The 18,535-nt window shown below is 64.8% G+C and carries 17 protein-coding genes and 1 tRNA gene; 2 read left to right on the top strand and 16 right to left on the bottom strand.

The features are described 5' to 3' along the window. Positions 1-3: 3 nt before the first annotated feature. The gene (locus BZG29_RS01005) at positions 4-1,206 is read right to left on the bottom strand and encodes a penicillin-binding protein activator (RefSeq protein WP_077398286.1); all 1,203 of its coding nucleotides are present in this window, start codon (positions 1,204-1,206) and stop codon (positions 4-6) included. A 165-nt stretch (positions 1,207-1,371) separates the two neighbouring features. Between BZG29_RS01005 and rsmI the strand changes: the two genes are divergently transcribed. Next, complete coding sequence (rsmI, locus tag BZG29_RS01000) at positions 1,372-2,280, top strand: 16S rRNA (cytidine(1402)-2'-O)-methyltransferase (protein ID WP_077398285.1); 909 nt, start codon at positions 1,372-1,374, stop codon at positions 2,278-2,280. A 5-nt stretch (positions 2,281-2,285) separates the two neighbouring features. Here the strand turns inward: rsmI and BZG29_RS00995 are convergent, their stop codons facing one another. The 3 genes from BZG29_RS00995 to BZG29_RS00985 all read right to left on the bottom strand — a co-directional run bounded on the left by BZG29_RS00995 (position 2,286) and on the right by BZG29_RS00985 (position 3,932). Further along, positions 2,286-2,726: a hypothetical protein gene (locus BZG29_RS00995; RefSeq protein ID WP_253192745.1), complete on the bottom strand. Its 441-nt coding sequence runs from the start codon at positions 2,724-2,726 to the stop codon at positions 2,286-2,288. Then, a complete protein-coding gene (locus tag BZG29_RS00990) occupies positions 2,662-3,273 on the bottom strand; it encodes a nucleotidyltransferase domain-containing protein (protein ID WP_253192744.1) in 612 nt (203 codons plus the stop codon). Before BZG29_RS00990 ends, BZG29_RS00995 begins: the two co-directional genes overlap by 65 nt. A 65-nt stretch (positions 3,274-3,338) precedes the next feature. Then, positions 3,339-3,932, bottom strand: coding sequence for a hypothetical protein (locus tag BZG29_RS00985; protein WP_077398282.1), 594 nt, complete (start codon positions 3,930-3,932; stop codon positions 3,339-3,341). Positions 3,933-4,137: 205 nt separating this feature from the next. On the opposite strand from BZG29_RS00985, the gene BZG29_RS00980 reads away from it, so the two are divergent. Beyond that, positions 4,138-4,214: transfer RNA gene (locus BZG29_RS00980), tRNA-Pro, on the top strand. A gap of 104 nt (positions 4,215-4,318) precedes the next feature. Here BZG29_RS00980 and BZG29_RS00975 read toward each other — a convergent pair. The 12 genes from BZG29_RS00975 to BZG29_RS00920 form a co-directional block, all read right to left on the bottom strand. Continuing rightward, complete coding sequence (locus BZG29_RS00975; RefSeq protein WP_077398281.1) at positions 4,319-5,239, bottom strand: hydroxymethylglutaryl-CoA lyase; 921 nt, start codon at positions 5,237-5,239, stop codon at positions 4,319-4,321. Between the two features lies 1 nt (position 5,240). After that, positions 5,241-6,173 carry a glyoxylate/hydroxypyruvate reductase A gene (locus tag BZG29_RS00970; RefSeq protein WP_077398280.1) on the bottom strand — a complete coding sequence of 311 codons (933 nt, stop codon included), beginning with the start codon at positions 6,171-6,173 and terminating at the stop codon, positions 5,241-5,243. Positions 6,174-6,184: 11 nt separating this feature from the next. Next, on the bottom strand, positions 6,185-8,212 hold the full coding sequence (locus BZG29_RS00965) for an acetyl/propionyl/methylcrotonyl-CoA carboxylase subunit alpha (RefSeq protein ID WP_077398279.1): 2,028 nt from the start codon (positions 8,210-8,212) through the stop codon (positions 6,185-6,187). A 152-nt stretch (positions 8,213-8,364) separates the two neighbouring features. Continuing rightward, positions 8,365-9,411 carry a biotin synthase BioB gene (gene bioB / locus BZG29_RS00960; protein ID WP_077398278.1) on the bottom strand — a complete coding sequence of 349 codons (1,047 nt, stop codon included), beginning with the start codon at positions 9,409-9,411 and terminating at the stop codon, positions 8,365-8,367. A gap of 32 nt (positions 9,412-9,443) precedes the next feature. Continuing rightward, the gene (gene bioD / locus BZG29_RS00955; protein ID WP_077398277.1) at positions 9,444-10,235 is read right to left on the bottom strand and encodes a dethiobiotin synthase; all 792 of its coding nucleotides are present in this window, start codon (positions 10,233-10,235) and stop codon (positions 9,444-9,446) included. Beyond that, positions 10,225-11,421 carry an 8-amino-7-oxononanoate synthase gene (bioF, locus tag BZG29_RS00950; RefSeq protein WP_077398276.1) on the bottom strand — a complete coding sequence of 399 codons (1,197 nt, stop codon included), beginning with the start codon at positions 11,419-11,421 and terminating at the stop codon, positions 10,225-10,227. Before bioF ends, bioD begins: the two co-directional genes overlap by 11 nt. A 1-nt stretch (position 11,422) precedes the next feature. Next, entirely contained in the window at positions 11,423-12,763 is a 1,341-nt protein-coding gene (bioA, locus tag BZG29_RS00945) for an adenosylmethionine--8-amino-7-oxononanoate transaminase (RefSeq protein ID WP_077398275.1), read from the bottom strand. 19 nt (positions 12,764-12,782) lie between these two features. Further along, entirely contained in the window at positions 12,783-13,571 is a 789-nt protein-coding gene (locus BZG29_RS00940) for an enoyl-CoA hydratase/isomerase family protein (RefSeq protein WP_077398274.1), read from the bottom strand. 13 nt (positions 13,572-13,584) lie between these two features. After that, positions 13,585-15,207 (bottom strand): carboxyl transferase domain-containing protein, encoded by a 1,623-nt coding sequence (locus BZG29_RS00935; protein WP_077398273.1) that lies wholly within the window; start codon positions 15,205-15,207, stop codon positions 13,585-13,587. 40 nt (positions 15,208-15,247) lie between these two features. After that, positions 15,248-15,697, bottom strand: a complete 450-nt coding sequence (locus tag BZG29_RS00930; protein WP_077398272.1) for a YchJ family metal-binding protein — start codon at positions 15,695-15,697, stop codon at positions 15,248-15,250. Positions 15,698-15,778: 81 nt separating this feature from the next. Continuing rightward, positions 15,779-17,026: a D-amino acid dehydrogenase gene (locus tag BZG29_RS00925; protein ID WP_077398271.1), complete on the bottom strand. Its 1,248-nt coding sequence runs from the start codon at positions 17,024-17,026 to the stop codon at positions 15,779-15,781. A 130-nt stretch (positions 17,027-17,156) separates the two neighbouring features. Further along, the gene (locus BZG29_RS00920; RefSeq protein WP_077398270.1) at positions 17,157-18,482 is read right to left on the bottom strand and encodes a serine hydrolase; all 1,326 of its coding nucleotides are present in this window, start codon (positions 18,480-18,482) and stop codon (positions 17,157-17,159) included. Positions 18,483-18,535: the final 53 nt, after the last annotated feature.

Here is an 18,535-nt window from a genome sequence, read left to right as displayed (position 1 = left end):
TCCTTATTGTACTGGCGGCGCGGCCGGCGGGGCCGGCGGCCAGGTGCCCAGCACGCCCTGCTGGTAGGTGGCGGCCTGTTCCGTGCGTTCGAACACGCTTTGATCACCGTCGAAGCGCACGGCCAGGCGGCCCGTCACGCCATCGAGCGTGAATGGCGCGTTCGGCCGCAGCGCCACTTCGCGCGCCACGCGGAAGGCATCGATGCCCAGCGCGTACAGGCGTTCCATGTCGGCCGTCAAACGGGCGTCAGCCGGTTGCGGCGGCTGCGGATACACCATCACTTGCGGATGGTCGCGCCGCACCTGCCATGGCAGGTCCAGCAGGCGCGCGCCGTCGAGCTCGGGACCGCTGGCGCCGCGCCCGGCGCCGGGATTCAAGGACGAGGTGCCATACAGCGGCAGATCGCTGCCGATGGCCACGCGCAGCTGGCGCGCCTGGTCGGCGTCGAGCGCGGCAAACAGCAGGCCCGGGGGCGTGGCGGCCAGGCGCGCGCGCAGCTGCACCAGTTCGGCATCGCTCAGGTAGCCATTCGTGGCCGTCAAGTCCATCACATCGACCTTGCCGCCCTGGCGCAGCCATTCCTGCTTGAAGGCGGCGCTGATGCGGCGCTGCGAGGGCGAACCGGCCGACAGGATCAGCGCGCTGGCGCCCGGCTGTTCGCTGGCGGCCCAGGCGGCGACCTGGCGCGCTTCCGCCTCAATCGACAAGCCCATCACCAGCAGCTTGGCCGGCAGGCGCGCGTCGCCGCGGTTGTCCGGGTGGTTCAGGGCGATCGTTGGTTTGCGCACCAGATCGCTGTTCGCCACGGCCGTCACGGCCGAGCGCGACAAAGGCCCCACGACGACGTCCTGTTCCTCTTGCGCTTGCGCAAACTTGTTCAGCACGTCGGTGCTGCCGTCGCCCGTGTCGATCACCGTCACTTCGAAGCCGCTGCGGTCGCGCTCGTACGCGGCCATGAAGCCGGCGCGCAGCAATTCGGCGGCCGGGCCCAGGGAAGCGGAGCGCAGCGGCAGCAGCAGGCCGATGTGGTGGACATTGCCGTCGGACGGCGCCGGCGCCGTGGCGGCCGGCATGTCCTGCGGCGTGCCCGTCGCCGGCTTGGTGGCGATGGGCGCCAGCGGCGCGCCGTTGCCGTCGTAGGCGGTAATATCGGGCACGGCCACGGCGAACGTCACCGGTTCGGGCGCGGGCGGCTTCGGCGGCACGGGAGGCGGCAGCGGCTTCGGTGGCGGCAGCGCCCTTGTGTTAGATTCAATAGGCGCGCACAATTGCCCGGGCGCGTCGCAAGGCGTGCTGCAAGCGCTCAGCATGCCGGTCGCGGCACAAACAAGCAGTAACTTCACACTATTAGCAAGCATTTAACCTCCAAAATGACCGTACAAGAAATCAGTTCCATCGCCAGCCTGCCCATCATGACAGAGGCGGCGCACCAGGTCTATCCTATCGCAACATTGTATATAGTGGCCACGCCGATCGGCAATGTGACCGATATCAGCCTGCGCGCGCTGCATTTGCTGAGCCTTGCCGACGCCGTCGCCTGTGAAGATACGCGCAACACGGCGCACCTGCTGACGCGTTTCGGCTTGAACAAGCCGTTGATTGCGGCGCATCAACATAACGAACGCGAAGTGGCGCAGACTTTGATCGCGCGCCTGCACGCCGGCGAGCGCATCGCCCTCGTCTCCGACGCCGGCACGCCCGCCGTGTCCGACCCCGGCGCGCGCATCGTCGACGCCGTGCGCGCGGCGGGATTGCGCGTGCTGCCCCTGCCCGGCCCGTCGGCGGCGATCACGGCCATTTCCGCCAGCGGCTTGCTGAATGACCAGTTCTACTTTGTCGGCTTCCTGCCAGCCAAGGCCAAGCAGCGCGAAAACATCTTGCACAGCCTGCGTGGCGTGACGGCGACGATGGTGTTCTATGAAGCGCCGCACCGCATCCTCGATTGCGCCACGGCTCTGGCGGCGGCGTTCGAGCCGACGCGCCAGGTGGTGTTCGCGCGCGAGCTGACGAAACTGTTCGAGGAAATCCACCGCTGCCCCCTGTCCGAGGCGGAAAGCTGGATCCGTGCCGACGCGCACCGCGAAAAGGGAGAATTCGTCGTCCTGCTGGAAGGCGCCACCGAAGCGCAGGACGCGGAAGACGTGGAAGCGGAACGCATCCTCAATATCCTGCTGGCCGAATGCAGCGTCAAGCAGGCGGCGAATCTGACGGCGCAAATCACGGGCCGCAAGAAAAACGCCCTGTATGAGCGGGCGTTGCAGTTGAAGGGGCAGGAATAAGGCGATCAGGACGGCGGCTGGACATTGAGTGCCTGTGCCGCCGCAAGCAGCTGTTCCACGTGCTCGATCAACTCGTCGACAAAGCCCTGTGTGACATCGAGATCGCCCTCGTATTCCGCCAGGTTGCGCTTCCTGTGCGCCTGATTGAATAGCAGCCACTGCTGCGGCGTGAAACCCAGCGTGTGTTCCAGGCTTTGAAAGACGAGATAGCGGTTGTCGCTGCGATAACCATGTTGACGCAGTGCAGACAAGGCGGCAGCATGCGCCGCGTTATACGCCAGGTCGAAGCGGCTTTCCAGCGACAGTATCGGCTGCCTGGCATCGCGCAGGCGCACGGTGGCCGAGCGCAGCAAGCCTGCGCGTTCGCGTGCGTCCGCTGGCTCAGCCTTGAGCTGGCCGATGCGCGCCAGGTTCGCCAGCGCCTGTGAGCTTGAGGAGGTCATCATTGGCCCCTTTGACAAAAATCTTGGGCTGTTCGAGGATGCGCACGACGAACGACTTGCCGTCGTCTATTCTTTGCCGCCATTCTTCCCGCGTATACAAGGTCGGGTTGATGCTGCGGCCCAGCTGCTGTTGCGCAGGCTGCAGCGCTGCCAGCAACTGGGCATTCGATGCCATGTTGCCGATGACCATCAGGTCGATGTCGCTGTGCGCATGTTCCGAGCCCTTGGCCATTGAACCGTACACAAAGGCCAGGTCGATTTCCTGCCAATACGGTTGCAGGGCGACGCGCAGCACATCGGCGACGCCAAAGGTTTTCAGCACAATGCTGCGCAGCTCGTCGAAGATCGGCGCATCGTGATTCGCCTGGTAATGCTTCTGGTTGCCCACTTTCTTGACGGTCACCAGGGCCGATTTCACCAGCTTGGCCAGTTCGCGTTGCACGGCGCCCGAGCCGATGGCCGCGAAGGCGATGATTTCATTCGCATAGAAAGACCGTTGTGCCTGGCCAAAGAGCAAAGCCAGCACGCGCTGCTGTGTCTTGGAAAACAATGTGTCTGCGAAAGTACCCATATTGGGTATGTTAGTACCCAATATGGGTATAGTCAAGCAGGCCATCACCACTTGCAGCCGCTATCCTTCTTGTCGAGTAACATCAGCACGGGCGCCAGCAAGCCTGCGCCGGAATAGGCGGTGCGGCAATCGCCGCGCTTGCCTTGTGCGATGTCGCGCGCCAGTTGGGTTTCCGTTTGCAGCGGCTTGTCGGGGATTTGCCCCACGGCCGTGCCCGCCTTGGACGGATCGCGCTCGCCCGCCATCTTGCGCGCCGTGCGTTTGGCCGCTTCCATTTCGAATTTCGGCGTCTCCGGGGTTTCTTGCCTGAAGGTATCTGGACTGGCCGCCGGCGAGGCCGGCACCACCGTGATGGCTTGCGGGCTGGCCGCTGGTGTTGTGGCCGCTGCTGGCGTTTCGCGGACAGTGGCGCGTGTCGGCTTGCTGACGGGTTTGGCTTCTCGCTTCGGCTTGACCACCTCGACAGGCGGCGGCGGGGGCTTGGCGGCCAGCGGACGTATCCACACGGCGATCGATTCCACGCGCGGCGCGGCATCCGGCAGCGCGGCTGGCTGCACGTGGCGCCACAGGTAGATCAGGGCGCCGTGCAGCAGCAGGGATACGCCGACGCCCAGCGCGATGCCGCGGCGATTCGGCATGGGCTGGCCGCCGCCGCTTCTTTCTATACTGAACTCCATTGCCGTCGTCGCCTTCATGTCTGATCGGGAAAACTTGCCAAGCCAGTGTCGCATACTTCAATCGTTTTGAAAAATACATGAGTCGCAGTGCCGCGCGTAAATAATTTACATAGAGTTTCACCTGACCCTTGACCGAAGTCGATACGGCCTGTATTATCTTGGTCTTCGGAGTGTGGCGCAGCCCGGTAGCGCACCTGGTTTGGGACCAGGGGGTCCAAGGTTCGAATCCTTGTACTCCGACCAAATTTGTAGAAAAAAACCCAAGAGTTTCGGCTCTTGGGTTTTTTTTCGTCTGTAGCGCCTGCGGCGCGAGGCCGGCAGCAAAAAGGGGCCGCAGCCCCTTTTATTTATCCCAGGCGTTTCGCCGCAATCGCATTGCCGGCGCGGCTGGAACCCTTGCGCCCCAGTTGCTGCGCAATGAACTGCCCCGCGTCGACCACCAGGTCCAGGTCGATGCCGGTACTAATCCCCAGTCCCTGCATCATGTACAGCACGTCTTCGGTGGCCACGTTGCCGGTGGCGCCCTTGGCGTACGGGCAGCCGCCCAGGCCCGAGACGGACGAATGATAGATCGCGATGCCTGTTTCCAGGCTGGCGTAGATGTTCGCCAGCGCCTGGCCGTAGGTGTCGTGGAAGTGGCCGGACAGGCCGCCCACGTGAAAGGCGGCAATCGCGCGTTCCATCACCGCCTGCGTCTTTCTCGGCGTGGCTACGCCGATGGTGTCGGCGATGTCGATCTCGTCGCAACCGAGGTCGCGCATGCGGCCCACCACGTCGGCCACGGCGTCGAGCGGCACTTCCCCCTGGTAGGGGCAGCCGAAGGCGCAGCTGATGCTGCCGCGCAGGCGCAGGCCGTGTTCCTTGGCCGCCTTCGCCACGCCTTCGAAGCGGGCGATCGATTCGGCGATCGAGCAATTGATGTTCTTTTGCGAGAACGCCTCCGATGCGGAGCCGAAGATCACCACTTCATCGGCCTTCGCCGCCAGTGCCGCCTCAAAACCCTGCATGTTCGGCGTCAGCGCCGAATAAATGGTGCCCGGGCGGCGCGCGATTCTCTCCATCACTTCCGCGCTGGTGGCCATCTGCGGCACCCATTTCGGCGAGACGAAGGACGCCGCCTCGATATTGGCGAAGCCGGCCAGGGTCAGGCGGTCGACCAGTTCGATCTTGACGGCGGCGCTGATGGTTTCCTTTTCGTTTTGCAGGCCGTCGCGCGGACCCACTTCGACGATCTTGACCTGTTTCGGCAAATTCGGTTGATTGCTCATCTCAATATCCTTGCAAACGGTTGACGATGCCGGCGACTGAGTCTCCGGCGTGCAGGCGGCGCATCTTGGCGGCGATCTGCGCCACGCTTTCGCGGCGCAGGGTGGCGGCCGAAATATGCGGCGTGATGGTGATGCGCGGTTCTTGCCAGAACGGGTGCTGCTGCGGCAGCGGCTCGTTGCGGAACACGTCCAGGGTCGCTCCGGCGATATGCCCGGAGCGGATCAACGTCAATAAGTCCGGTTCGGCGATATGCGCGCCGCGCGCCACGTTGACGACGTAGGCGCCCGGCAGCAGCATCGACAGGCGGGCGCGGTCGAGCAGGTTGTGCGTGTCCGGCGTGAGCGGCAGCATGCACACCAGCACGCGCGTGCCGCGCAAGAAGGCATCGAGCCCCTCTTCGCCCGCAAAACACTGCACGCCATCGATGTGCTTCCGGCTGCGGCTCCAGCCCCGCAGGGGAAATTCGAACTGCGCCAGCGCTGCGAGCACGCGCGTGCCCAGCACGCCCATTCCCAGCACGCCGACGGGAAAATCCATCTTGTCGAAGGCGGGCAGCGGCTGCCAGATGCCGGCGCGGCCCTGCGCCTCGTAGTCGTCGAAGCGGCGGAAGTGGCGCAGCACGGCGTGGCTCACATATTCGGCCATCTGCACGCCCATGCCCGCGTCGTCGAGGCGCACCAGCGGCACGTGGGCCGGCAGCGCCTCGCCGAACTTCAACAGCGCGTCCACGCCGGCACCCGTGTTGAAGATGGCTTTGACTTCGCTCAATGCCGGCAGCATGGCGGCGGGCGGCTGCCACACGACGGCGAAGTCGCATGGCGCGAATGTGTCGCCGTCGCGCCAGAAGACTATCTCGGCTTCGGGCAGCAAGTCTTTAAAATCGGCGATCCACGCCGCTTCCTTGTCGTCAGCACGTTGTAAAAGGATGCGCATCGTGGCTGCCTCTATGCGGCAGCCTTGAAAGCCAGCAGCGGCGCGCCATCGGCCACCTGGTCGCCGACCGCATACAGCACCTCTTCCACCAGGCCGTCGTGCGGCGCGGCGATCGTGTGCTCCATCTTCATCGCTTCCATGATGACCAAGGGTTCGCCCTTCTTGACGTCCTGGCCTTGATTGACCAGCACGGCGACGACCTTGCCCGGCATCGGCGCCGTCAGGCGCCCGCCCTCCGCTTCCACCTCGCCCGCATGGGCCATCGGGTCGCTGTAGTGCAGGGTGTAGTGCAAGCCGCCGGTGAATACGTGGAACTGCTCGCCGTCGCGCAGCACCGTGCCATGCACGGCGCGTTCACCGAGCTTGATGTGCAGCTCGTTGCCTTTGCGCGCCGTCAGGGTGAGAGGCTGGCCGTTGAACAGCCAGCCATCGGTTTTGTAGGCGATGCGCGCGGCATAGGCCTTGCTGTCGCCGGCCAGCGCGAATTCGTCGGCAAATGCCAGGCTGCGTCCCAGGGTGCTGTTCAAGCGCCAGCCCAGGGCATTGCCCCACGGGTCGGCGGGATTGCCCGATTGCGCTTCGGATGCCGCTTTTTCTTCCGTCAGCAGGCTGACTGCCGCCAGCGCCAGGGCCGTGTCGGGCGCCGCCTGCAGGGCGGGGAACAGCGACGCCTGATTGCGCTCGATCAAACCCGTATCGAGGTCGGCGCTGGAAAACGCCTGGCCTTCGACCAGGCGTTTCAGGAAGGCGATATTGCTGGCCAGGCCGACGATCTGGTATTCCGACAGCGCCTGCGCCATGCGCGCCAGCGCTACGCGGCGGTCCGCGCCCCAGACGATCAGCTTGGCGATCATCGGGTCGTAGAACGGCGAGATGGCATCGCCTTCGCGCACGCCCGAATCGATGCGCACGGCGGCCGGCACCACCGTGCCACCCAGCTCGAACGTCACGGCCGATGGCGCCTGCATGTGGCGCAGGGTGCCGATCGACGGTAAAAAGCCTTTTTCAGGATTTTCCGCATAGATGCGCGCTTCGATGGCGTGGCCGTGGATGGTCAATTCGCTCTGTTTTTTCGGCAGCGGCTCGCCAAAGGCGACGCGCAGCTGCCATTCCACCAGGTCGGTGCCGGTGATCATTTCCGTCACCGGATGTTCCACCTGCAGGCGCGTGTTCATCTCCATGAAGTAGAACGAGCCGTCCTGGTTGGCGATGAATTCCACCGTGCCCGCGCCCACATAGCCGACGGCCTTGGCGGCGGCGACGGCAGCTTCGCCCATGGCGGCGCGGCGATCCGCCGGCATGCCCGGCGCCGGCGCTTCTTCCAGCACCTTCTGGTGACGGCGCTGCACCGAGCAATCGCGCTCGAACAGGTAGATGCAGTTGCCGAGCGTGTCGGCAAACACCTGGATTTCGATATGGCGCGGGCGCGACAGGTATTTTTCGGCCAGCACCTTGTCGTCGCCGAAAGAGCTGATCGCTTCGCGCTTGCACGAGGCCAGCGCGGCCTTGAAGTCGGCGCTGTTCTCGATGACGCGCATGCCCTTGCCGCCGCCGCCGGCGGACGCCTTCAGCAGCACGGGGTAGCCGATCTTGTCGGCCTGGCCGTGCAGGAAGTCCGCATCCTGATTCTCGCCGTGGTAGCCGGGCACCAGCGGCACGTTCGCTTTTTCCATCAGCGACTTGGCCGCCGATTTCGAGCCCATGGCGCGCATGGCGGATGCCGGCGGGCCGATGAAGACCAGGCCTGCAGCCTGGCAGGCGTCGGCGAAGTCGGCGTTCTCGGACAAAAATCCGTAGCCGGGGTGGATCGCCTGCGCACCTGTCGCCAGCGCTACGGCGATGATCTTGTCGCCGCACAGATAGCTTTCCTTGGCCGGCGCGGGGCCGATCAGGACGGCTTCGTCGCAGACGGCGACGTGCTTGGCGTTGGCGTCCGCTTCCGAATACACGGCGACGGTCTGGATGCCCATGCGGCGCGCGGTAGCGGCGACACGGCAAGCGATTTCGCCGCGGTTGGCGATCAGGATTTTAGTGAACATGGTCTCTCTCTTTGCAGCTCGTGGCTGGAAGTTTTTTGGGGGGGCTGACCCGTCGGGTCAGACCTCAGCTTTCTTTTGGATTGTCACTGTCACGGTTTACACAAACAAATGCCGGGGTCAGACCCAGCGGGTCTGACCCCGGTTGACTTCGATCAGCAGCCGCACTTCTCTTTCTGTACCGATTCCAGCATGGCGCCGCGCGTCTGCAAGCCCAGTTTTCCCAGCAAGACGCGGTCGTCTTCCGCTTCCGGGTTGTCGGTGGTGAGCAGCTTGTCGCCGTAGAAGATGGAATTGGCGCCAGCCAGGAAGCACATGGCTTGCACGGCTTCGCCCATCTGGCGGCGGCCGGCCGACAAGCGCACGCGCGCCTTCGGCATGGTGATGCGGGCCACGGCGATCGTGCGCACGAATTCGAACGGGTCCAGCGCTTCCAGGCCGAACAAAGGCGTGCCTTCCACCTGCACCAGGTGGTTCACGGGCACCGATTCCGGATACGGATTCAGGTTCGCCAGCTGGGCGATCAGGCCCGCGCGCTGCAGACGCGTCTCGCCCATGCCGACGATGCCGCCGCAGCATACTTTTAAGCCAGCTTCGCGCACGCGGCCCAGGGTATCGAGGCGGTCCTGGTATTCGCGCGTCGAGATGACGTTGTCGTAGAACTCGGGCGCCGTATCGAGGTTATGGTTGTAGAAGTCCAGGCCCGCGTTTTTCAGGCGGTCCGCTTGTCCCTCTTCCAGCATGCCCAAAGTAGCGCATGTTTCCAGGCCCAGCGCCTTGACCTTGGTCACCATCTCTTCGACTTTTTCCATGTCGCGCTCTTTCGGGCTGCGCCAGGCGGCGCCCATGCAGAAGCGCGTGGCACCGTTGGCTTTCGCCTGGCGGGCCGCGTCGAGCACCGTGTCGATGTCGAGGATTTTCTTCGCTTCCACGCCCGTGTCGTAGCGGGCCGCCTGCGGGCAGTAGCCGCAGTCTTCCTCGCAGCCGCCCGTCTTGATCGACAACAGGGTCGCCAGTTCCACGTCGCCGTCGGGGAAGTTGACGCGGTGGGTTTGCTGGGCCTTGAACATCAGGTCATTGAATGGCAGGTCGAACAGGGCCAGCACGTCGGCGACAGGCCAGGTGGCCGCTTCCGGCACGGTGATGCGCGCCGTTGGGCGGTGCAGTTCGACGGTTTTTGCTGCTTCTTGGACTAAAGACATGGTGATTCCTTCGTTTCTATTTTTTAGCTACATTAAGTGTTGGGATGCTGCGCCGGCCAGTTGGGCAGGCCGGTGAAATCGAGATACGCGGCCGCCGCTTCCGCGCTCGGTTGCGCCAGGCGCGGCACCCTGCCCAGCAGCGGCGCCGGGATGCGCTCGATCAGCGCATCGATATTTTCGTCGAGGAAGCGCATTTCCACTTCCAGCGTGTTGGCGACCCAGCCGATCACCGTCAGGCCGCGCGCTTCGATGGCTTCCACCGTCAGCAAGGCCTGGCTGATGCAGCCCAAACGCATGCCGACCACGAGGATCACGGGCAGATCGAGCTGCTGCGCCAGGTCGGCCGAGTCGAAACCGGGCGACAGGGGCACGCGGAATCCGCCCACGCCTTCGACCACCACGGCGTCCGAGGCGGCGGCGATTTCCAGGTAGGCGGCCAGTATCGGCACCGATTCGATGCTCACGCCTTCGAGCGCGGCGGCGATGTGCGGCGCCGCCGGTTCCTTCAGCATGTAGGGCGTCGTCAGGCTGCGCAGCATGGTGACGTTGCCGGCGGCGATCAGGCTGTCGGCGTCTTCATTATGCAGTTCGCCGTCGCGCATCTCGGCGCCGGCGGCCACGGGCTTCATGCCGCAGGCGCGCACGCCGCGCGCCACCAGCGCGTGCAGCAGGGCCGACGACGTCAATGTCTTGCCGATTTCCGTGTCGGTGCCGGTGACGAAACAGGCAAAGCGCGATGGCAGGGCGGTGGCTGCCGGTGCCGGCTGCACGGCCGGCGCCAGGTCCGCCAGCACTTCGGCCACGATGGGGTCATCAAGGCTCATGGCGAGTCCTTTCCAGGGTGTTGACTGCATTGATCAATTGCGCCACTTCCTGCGCCGTATGGCCGGCCGACAGGGTTACGCGCAGGCGCGCCGTGCCCGCCGGCACGGTGGGCGGGCGGATGGCGCCGACCCACAGGCCTTGCTCATAGAGTTGGGCGGCGATGTCTAGCATGTCCGCGTTCTCGCCGATGATGACGGGCTGGATGGCGGTCACGGATGGCAAGGCTTGCCAGCGCTGCAGCTGCAAGCCCTCGTTCCATTGCGCCACCAGCGCCGCGAGGTGCATCCGGCGTTGTTTTCCTTCTTCACCGGCGATGATGTTCAGGCTGGCCAGCAGCGCATGCGCGAGCGCGGGCGCGGCCGCCGTCGTGAAGATGTAGGGGCGCGCCTTCTGGATCAGGGTGTCGATCACGGCTTCGTGCGCGCACACGAAGGCGCCGCCCACGCCGGCCGATTTGCCCAGCGTGCCCACGTAGACCAGGTAGGGCGAATGCAGGTCGAAGTGTTCGAGCGCGCCGCGGCCGTTGGCTCCCAGCGCGCCGAAGCCGTGCGCGTCGTCGACCACCAGCCAGGCGCCGTGCTGCTCGCACAGGGCCAGCAGCGCGGGCAGCGGCGCCAGGTCTCCATCCATGCTGAAGACGCTGTCGGTGACGACGATTTTGGTTTTGGCCGTGCTGGCCGCCAGCAGGGCCGCCAGGGCATCGAGGTCGGCGTGCGGATACACGCGCGTTTTTACGCGCGCCAGGCGCGTGCCGTCGATCAGCGAGGCGTGGTTCAGCGCTTCCGAGAAGATCTCGGCTTCCGCGTCGCCCGCCGACAGGGCCGTCAGCACGGCCAGATTGGCCATGTAGCCGGTGCAGAAATACAGCGCGCGGGCGTTTTCCAGGTTGGCGCCCACGAAATCGGCCAGGCGCTCTTCCAGCTGCGCATGGGCGCGGCTATGGCCGCTGATCAGGTGCGAAGCGCCGCTGCCGGCGCCATACAGGTCGGCGCCCTCTTTCAGCGCGGCGACGATGCGCGGATGCGACGCCAGGCCCAGGTAGTCATTGCTGCAAAAGGCCAGCATGGCGCGGCCATCGACCGTCAGGCGCGGCGCGCACGGCGTGTCGACGGTGCGGCGGCGGCGGATCAGGCTGCGCTCTTCCAGCCCTTGCAGCTGCTGTTGCAATTGCGCGATCAGTTCCATCTCAGGCTCCGATCACTTTGTTGAAGACGGCCAAGGTCTGCTGGCCCAGGCCCGCGATTTCGGCGTCGTCGAGGATATACGGCGGCATCAGGTAGACGGTGGAACCGATGGGGCGCATCAGCAGCTCGTGTTCCAGCGCCGTGCTGAAGAAGCGGCGCGAGAAATCGGGCGCCGCGTCGACGGCGTCAAACGCCCAGATCATGCCCTGCTGGCGGAAGTGTTTGACTTTTTCATGCTGCGCCAGCGGCGCCAGTGCTTGCGTGATCTTGTCGGCGCGCACGCGGTTGGTGGCCAGCACATCGTCTTCCTCGAAGATGGAAAGCGTCGCCAGCGCGGCGCGGCAGGCCAGCGGGTTGCCCGTGTACGAGTGCGAATGCAAGAAGCCGCGGTGCACGTCGGTGCTGTAGAAGGCTTGATAAATATCTTCGCGCGTCATCACCAGCGACAGCGGCAAATAGCCGCCGCTGATGCCCTTCGACAGGCAGACGAAATCGGGCCAGATGCCGGCCTGTTCGCACGCAAAGAACGTGCCCGTGCGGCCGCAGCCGACGGCGATTTCATCGAGGATCAGATGGACCTGATAACGGTCGCACAGGGCGCGCACCAGCGACAGGTACAGCGGGTCGTGCATGGCCATGCCGGTGGCGCACTGCACCAGCGGCTCGATGATGATGGCGGCGATTCTTTCGGACTTTTCCTGGAACAGCCGTTCCACGTCGGCGGCGGCGCGGCGCGCCACGTCCTCGGCGGACTCGCCCTCGGCCGCCTGGCGGAAGTCGGGCGACATCACCGTCGTTGATGCGCGCAGCAAGGGGCCGTAGGCATCCTTGAACAGGGCGACGTCCGTGACGGCCAGCGCGCCGATGGTTTCGCCGTGGTAGCTGCCTTTCAGGCAGACGAATTCCTGCTTTTCACCCTTGCCGCTGTTGCGCCAGGCGTGAAAGCTCATTTTCAGGGCGATTTCCACGGCCGAGGCCCCGTCGGACGCATAAAAACTGTGGCCAAGCACGCTGCCCGTCAAGGCGGAGAGTTTTTCCGACAGCTCGATCACCGGTTCATGCGTGAAACCGGCCAGCATCGCGTGTTCCAGCCGGTCCAGCTGGTCCTTCAATTCCGCATTGATGCGCGGATTCGCGTGGCCGAACAGGTTCACCCACCAGGAGCTGATGGCGTCCAGGTAGCGTCGTCCTTCGTGATCATACAGCCAGGCGCCGCGGCCGTGGCTGACGGGGATCAAGGGGACCGCGTCGTTAGCCGATGCGTGGTGCTGCATCTGTGTGCACGGATGCCACACGCTGCGCAGACTGCGTTCGACCCAGCCCGATTGTTTTTCTGCTTTCAAAACTGCTCCAATGATATTCTTAGCCCATGAGCCAACCCGGCTTGCGCTTGTCGAGGAACGATTGCACGCCTTCGCGGCCCTGTTCCGAGGCGCGGATCTGCGCGATGCGCTCGGCGGTGTCCGCCAGCAGCGCGTCGTCGACGGGTTGGCCGACGATCTCGCGCACCAGCGTTTTCGCTTGCGCCACGGCGTGCGGGCTGTTGCCCGTCAGCGCTTTGAGCACCTCGGCCGTTTTCGCGTCCAGCGCGTCTGCCTCGACTACCTCGTGGGCAAAGCCGATGCGCAGCGCTTCCTGAGCGGAGAATCGCTCGGCGGTCAGGAAATAGCGGCGTGCCGCGTTTTCGCCCATGGCCTTGATGACATACGGTGAAATAGTGGCGGGAATCAGTCCCAGCCGCACTTCGCTCAGGCAGAAATGCACGTCTTCCGCAACCAGAATGATATCGCATGCGGCGACGAGGCCCATGCCGCCCGCATAGCAGTCGCCCTGGACCTTCGCCACCACGGGTTTCGGACACAGGTAAATCGTGCGCAGCATCTGCGCCAGCTGCAGCGCGTCGGCCTGGTTTTCGGCATGCGTGTAGCCTGCCATCTTCTTCATCCAGTTCAAGTCCGCGCCGGCGCAAAAGGCCGCGCCATTCGCGGCCAGCACGATGGCGCGCACCATGTCGCTGCGTCCCAGGCCTTCGAAGGCGCGCGCCAGTTCGGCGATCGTCGTCTCGTTGAAGGCATTGCGCACGTCGGGGCGGTTCAGGGTCACGGTGGCGACGTTGCCTTCGATGACCAGCTTTAAGGTTTCAAATTCCATGCTTTTCTCTCCCTTACATGCGGAATACGCCGAACTTCGTGTCCGGGATTTCCGCGTTCAAGGCGGCCGACAGGCCCAGGCCCAGCACCATGCGGGTGTCGGCCGGGTCGATCACGCCATCGTCCCACAGGCGCGCGGTGGCGTAGTACGGGTGGCCCTGGTGTTCATATTGCTCCTTGATCGGCTGCTTGAACGCCGCTTCCTCGTCCGCGCTCCACTGCCCGCCCTTGCCTTCGATGCCGTCGCGCTTGACGGTCGCCAGCACGGAGGCCGCCTGGTCGCCGCCCATGACGGAAATGCGCGCATTCGGCCACATCCACATGAAACGGGGAGAAAACGCGCGGCCGCACATGCCGTAATTGCCGGCGCCGAAGCTGCCGCCGATGATCACCGTGAATTTCGGCACGGCGGCCGTGGCCACGGCCGTCACCATCTTGGCGCCGTTGCGGGCGATGCCTTCGTTTTCATACTTGCGGCCCACCATGAAGCCGGTGATATTTTGCAAAAACACCAGCGGGATCTTGCGCTGGCAGCACAATTCGATGAAGTGCGTGCCTTTCAGGGCCGATTCGGAGAACAAGATGCCGTTATTGGCGATGATGCCGACTTTTACGCCATAGATGTGCGCGAAGCCGCAGATCAAGGTGGTGCCGTAGCGGGCCTTGAATTCGTCGAAATCGCTGCCGTCGACGATGCGCGCGATCACTTCGCGCACGTCGAACGGTTTGCGCGTATCGACGGGGATCACGCCGTACAGTTCCTGCGTCGGGTATTTCGGCTCGACGGATGCGCGCAAGTCCATCTGCTGCGGTTTTTTACGGTTCAGGTTCGAGACGATGGTGCGCGCCAGCGACAGCGCGTGCAAATCGTTCTGCGCCAGGTGGTCGACCACGCCGGACAAGCGCGTGTGCACGTCGCCGCCGCCCAGGTCTTCGGCCGTCACCACTTCGCCCGTGGCAGCCTTCACCAGCGGCGGGCCGCCGAGGAAAATCGTGCCTTGTTCCTTGACGATGATCGATTCGTCGCTCATGGCCGGCACGTAGGCGCCGCCTGCCGTGCAAGAGCCCATCACGACGGCGATTTGCGGGATGCCCTTGGCCGACAGGTTCGCCTGGTTGTAGAAGATGCGGCCGAAATGGTCGCGGTCGGGGAAGACGTCGTCCTGGTTCGGCAGGTTGGCGCCGCCCGAATCGACCAAATAAATGCAGGGCAGGTTGTTCTGGTCGGCGATTTCCTGGGCGCGCAAATGCTTTTTCACCGTCATCGGGTAATACGTGCCGCCCTTGACTGTAGCGTCGTTGCAGACGATGACGCATTCCTGGCCGGAGACCCGGCCGATGCCCGTGATGATGCCGGCGGCGGGCGCCGCATCGACGCCCTTGGCGTCCTGGTACATGGCGTAGGCCGCCATCTGGGAAAACTCGAGGAAGGGCGTGCCGGGATCGAGCAGCATCTGCACGCGGTCGCGCGGCAGCAGTTTTCCGCGCGCCAGATGCTTGGCGGCCGCCGCCTCGCCGCCGCCGGCCGCGATCTTTTCCACCTTGTCGCGCAAATCGTCGACGATGGCTTGCATGGCCGCGGCATTGGCCTTGAAATCTTCACTGCGCGGATTGAGTTTGCTTTCGATGTGCGGCATTGCGGTTCCTTTTTATGATCGCCCGGTCTCTCGGGTCGCGCTATTCGGGAAAACTGCCGTCGAGATAAAACCAGCGCAGGGCGCCACCGCCCTCGCCCGCCTCGCGCACGAAGCGGCTCACCTCATGCAGGCGGTGCGCGCGGCCGTTGACCTTGTAGCGGGCCACGAATTCGACGGTGTCGCGCTGTATCTCTTCGGCTTGATCTGCTGATTCTGCTTTACGTTGACGTAAACGTAAAGCAGATTTTACCTCAAGTCCCAGCCAGTGGACTTTTTCTTCTTCGGCGAATAAAGCGTCGGCGGGACGGGTGCTGGCGTGCCAGGTGGCGCGCAGATAGGGCTCGTCGCGCAAGGTGAAGGCCGTGTAGCGCGAGCGCATCAGGGCTTCGGCCGTGGGCGGCAAGGCGTCGCCCGCGATATACGGGCCGCAGCAGCTGGCGTAGGAGGCGCCGCCACAGGGGCAGGCGGACAATTTCGAGGGTGTGGGCATGCGCTGACGGATAGGGGAACAGGAAAGTTCCGCAATTATCCGCCATAACGGCGGCGCCGGTCGCCGTTGCCGCCGCTCCGCCTATTTTTGCGGCGCGAGGAAGTCCAGCGCGAACGGCGGCGCCTTGCCGGCCATGAGATCGGCCAGGATGCGCGCCGTGCCGGCGGCAAAGGTAAAGCCCAGCGGACCGTGGCCCACGTTGAGCCACAGATTGCCGACTTTGCTGGCGCCCACCAGCGGCGCGCTGTTCGGCGTGGCGGGGCGCAGGCCGGCCCAGGCCGTGGCCTGGTCGTAGTCGGCGCCGTGCGGCATGGCTTCGCGCGCCAGCCGCGTCAGGCCGGCGATGCGGTTCCAGTCGATGCTGTTGTCGGCGCCCACCATGTCGACCATGGCGGCCACGCGCAGGTCGCCGCCTATGCGCGCATACAGCACCTTGCGCTCGAAATCCGTGATGCTGATTTCGGGCGCCCGGTCGCGCGCGCGGATGGGCGCCGTCAGGCTGTAGCCTTTCAGCGGGTACAGGGGCAGGTAGACGCCCGCCGTGGCGGCCAGGTCGCGGCTCTGGATGCCGGCCGCCAGCACATAGTGATCTGCCTGCAACAGGCCCAGGCTGGTGTCGACGCCCGTGACCTTGCCCTTGTGCGTGACGAGGCGGCGCGCCTCGCCTTTTAACAGGAGGGAAAAGTTCGGGTGCTGCAGCAAACGCGCTTCCAGGGCCAGGCAAAAGGCGTGGCAATCAGCCACGGCTTCTCCTTCGGTAAAGATACCGCCCGCCAGCGCACCCTGCAAGGCGGCCAGCGCCGGTTCGCGCTGTACGGCTTCAGACGGAGACAAGACGATGCGCGCCTCTTCCGACTCCGGCCGCGCCACGGCCCGCTGGAAGGTGGCGGGCGTGCGGTAGACGATGAGCTTGCCCGCATCGCGCCAGGCATACGCCTCGGGCCGCACCGTCAACTCCAGCTGCGCCATGCCGGCGCGGCTCCATTCGCCCAGCTGCAGCAGCTTGGCCGTCGTGCGGGCATTGCTGGCAGCATTGCAATTGCGCAAGAAACTGGCCAGCCAGCGCCATTGGCGCCAGTCCGCTTCGGGACGGAAGCGCAGCGGACCGTCTTTTTGCAGCAGCCACTGCAGGGCTTTCAAGGGCACGCCCGCGTCCGCGAGGGGCGCCACATAGCGATAGCTGAGCTGGCCGCCATTGCGGTAGCTGGCGGCGATGGCCACCTGTTCATTGCGTTCCAGTACAGTGACCTTGTAGCCGGCCTCGGCCAGCCACCAGGCCGATGTCAGACCGACGATGCCGCCGCCGATGATGATGACTTGTTGCTGCATGTTGCCTCGCTGCGTTGCGCTCCCATGGTGCGGAAGCATTCGGGAAGAGCTTAGAGGCTGGCCGGTCGGGGAGCCAATGAAACATCATGGTGCAGCCATAACTTTCAGGAATGCACTATTTCAGTGCAAATTATTCATGCTTGTCAATCGCACCACGGTATAAGGTGGTGAGTATCAATTCCTCGCTGCGGCCCATGGCGGAATACGTGCCCGGATAGCGTTCGGGATCGTTGCCCGTGCCGCCCGCCAGCATCACCATGCCGTTCCTGTTCTTGAAATCGAGCACGAAGGCGGACACCAGGCCATACGCGTCGCCCAAATGGCCGACCGCATGAAAACTGGCGCCCTCGACCAGGCCGTTGCCCTGCCCCGCCACCGCGTCGAATTGCTGGTTGCCCAGGCCCCAGGCACGGTACAGGCCCCGTTCGCTGTTGCCATTGCTGGCGTCCGGCGCCAGCTGCCATTGCCGGCCAAACATCAGTGCAATGCTGGCCGGCTGCAATAGCTGCTGATCCTGGTAGCGGCCCCCGTCGAGCAGCATCTGCATGACCTTGCCCAGTCCCGCGGTGGAAATGCGCAAGCCGCCCGTGGGACTGAAGACGGTGGCATTGCTGCCGGTCACATAGTTGGCCAGGCCGGCCGGTGGGCGCTGGTCAAAATCGTCGGCCTGGGCGATCCATGGCCCGTGCGGCTGCCAGATTTCCGTCTCCAGCGTGCGCTTGCGGTACAGGGTGGCCGTATTGGCGACCTCTTCCGGGGAGAAGGTGGCCGGGTTGTAGCCGCCGCGCACGTCGAGGGGATCGAGCAGCAGGCGCCGCATCAGCAAATCGAAGCGCTCGCCCGTGACTTTTTCCATCACCGTGCCGATCACGCCCCAGTTCAGGTTGGAATACGTAAAATAGCGGCCCGGCGCTGCGGCGCGATCCCACATGCTGTCGCCGCCGGCCGTAAACACGTCGCGCAGGCTGCGTTCCGGCCCCCAGGCGTAGCCGCCCGCGTCGCGCAGCGAGGAGGTATGGCTGAGCAAGCTGCGCAGGGTTAACGGTTGCTGGGGGAAATGCGGGTTGCGCAGGGAAAAGCCCAGATAAATGCCCACATCCTGGTCCAGGCTCAGCTTGCCCTGCTCGACCAGCCGCATCAGGCCCAGGGTGGTCATCATCTTCGAGACGGAAGCGATGCGGAACAGGGTGGCCGGCGTCACGGGCAAGCTGTCCGCCGGCGTGGCGACTATGTGCCGGTAGCCAAATTGTTGCTGATACGATACTTTTCCTTGGCGGATGGCCAGCACGGACAGGCTGGCCAGCGGGTGGGCCGCATCGTCGACGATGGCAGCCAGCGTGGCATCGAGCGCGCGCTGCTGGTCGCTGCCGCTGCCGCTGCCGGGCGGGGCGGCCAGCGCGCTCCAGGTTGTGCCCAGCAGCAGCAAGCCCAGTAAACCCGTCATTTTATTGTGCATGTTTCCCTGTAGTCCGATGTGGTGGAGGCGTCACCAGCATAGGGCGCGATGGT

It is taken from the genome of Janthinobacterium sp. LM6 (assembly GCF_002002885.1).
GTDB lineage: Bacteria > Pseudomonadota > Gammaproteobacteria > Burkholderiales > Burkholderiaceae_D > Janthinobacterium > Janthinobacterium kumbetense.
This window is presented reverse-complemented; position numbering and strand designations above follow the sequence as displayed.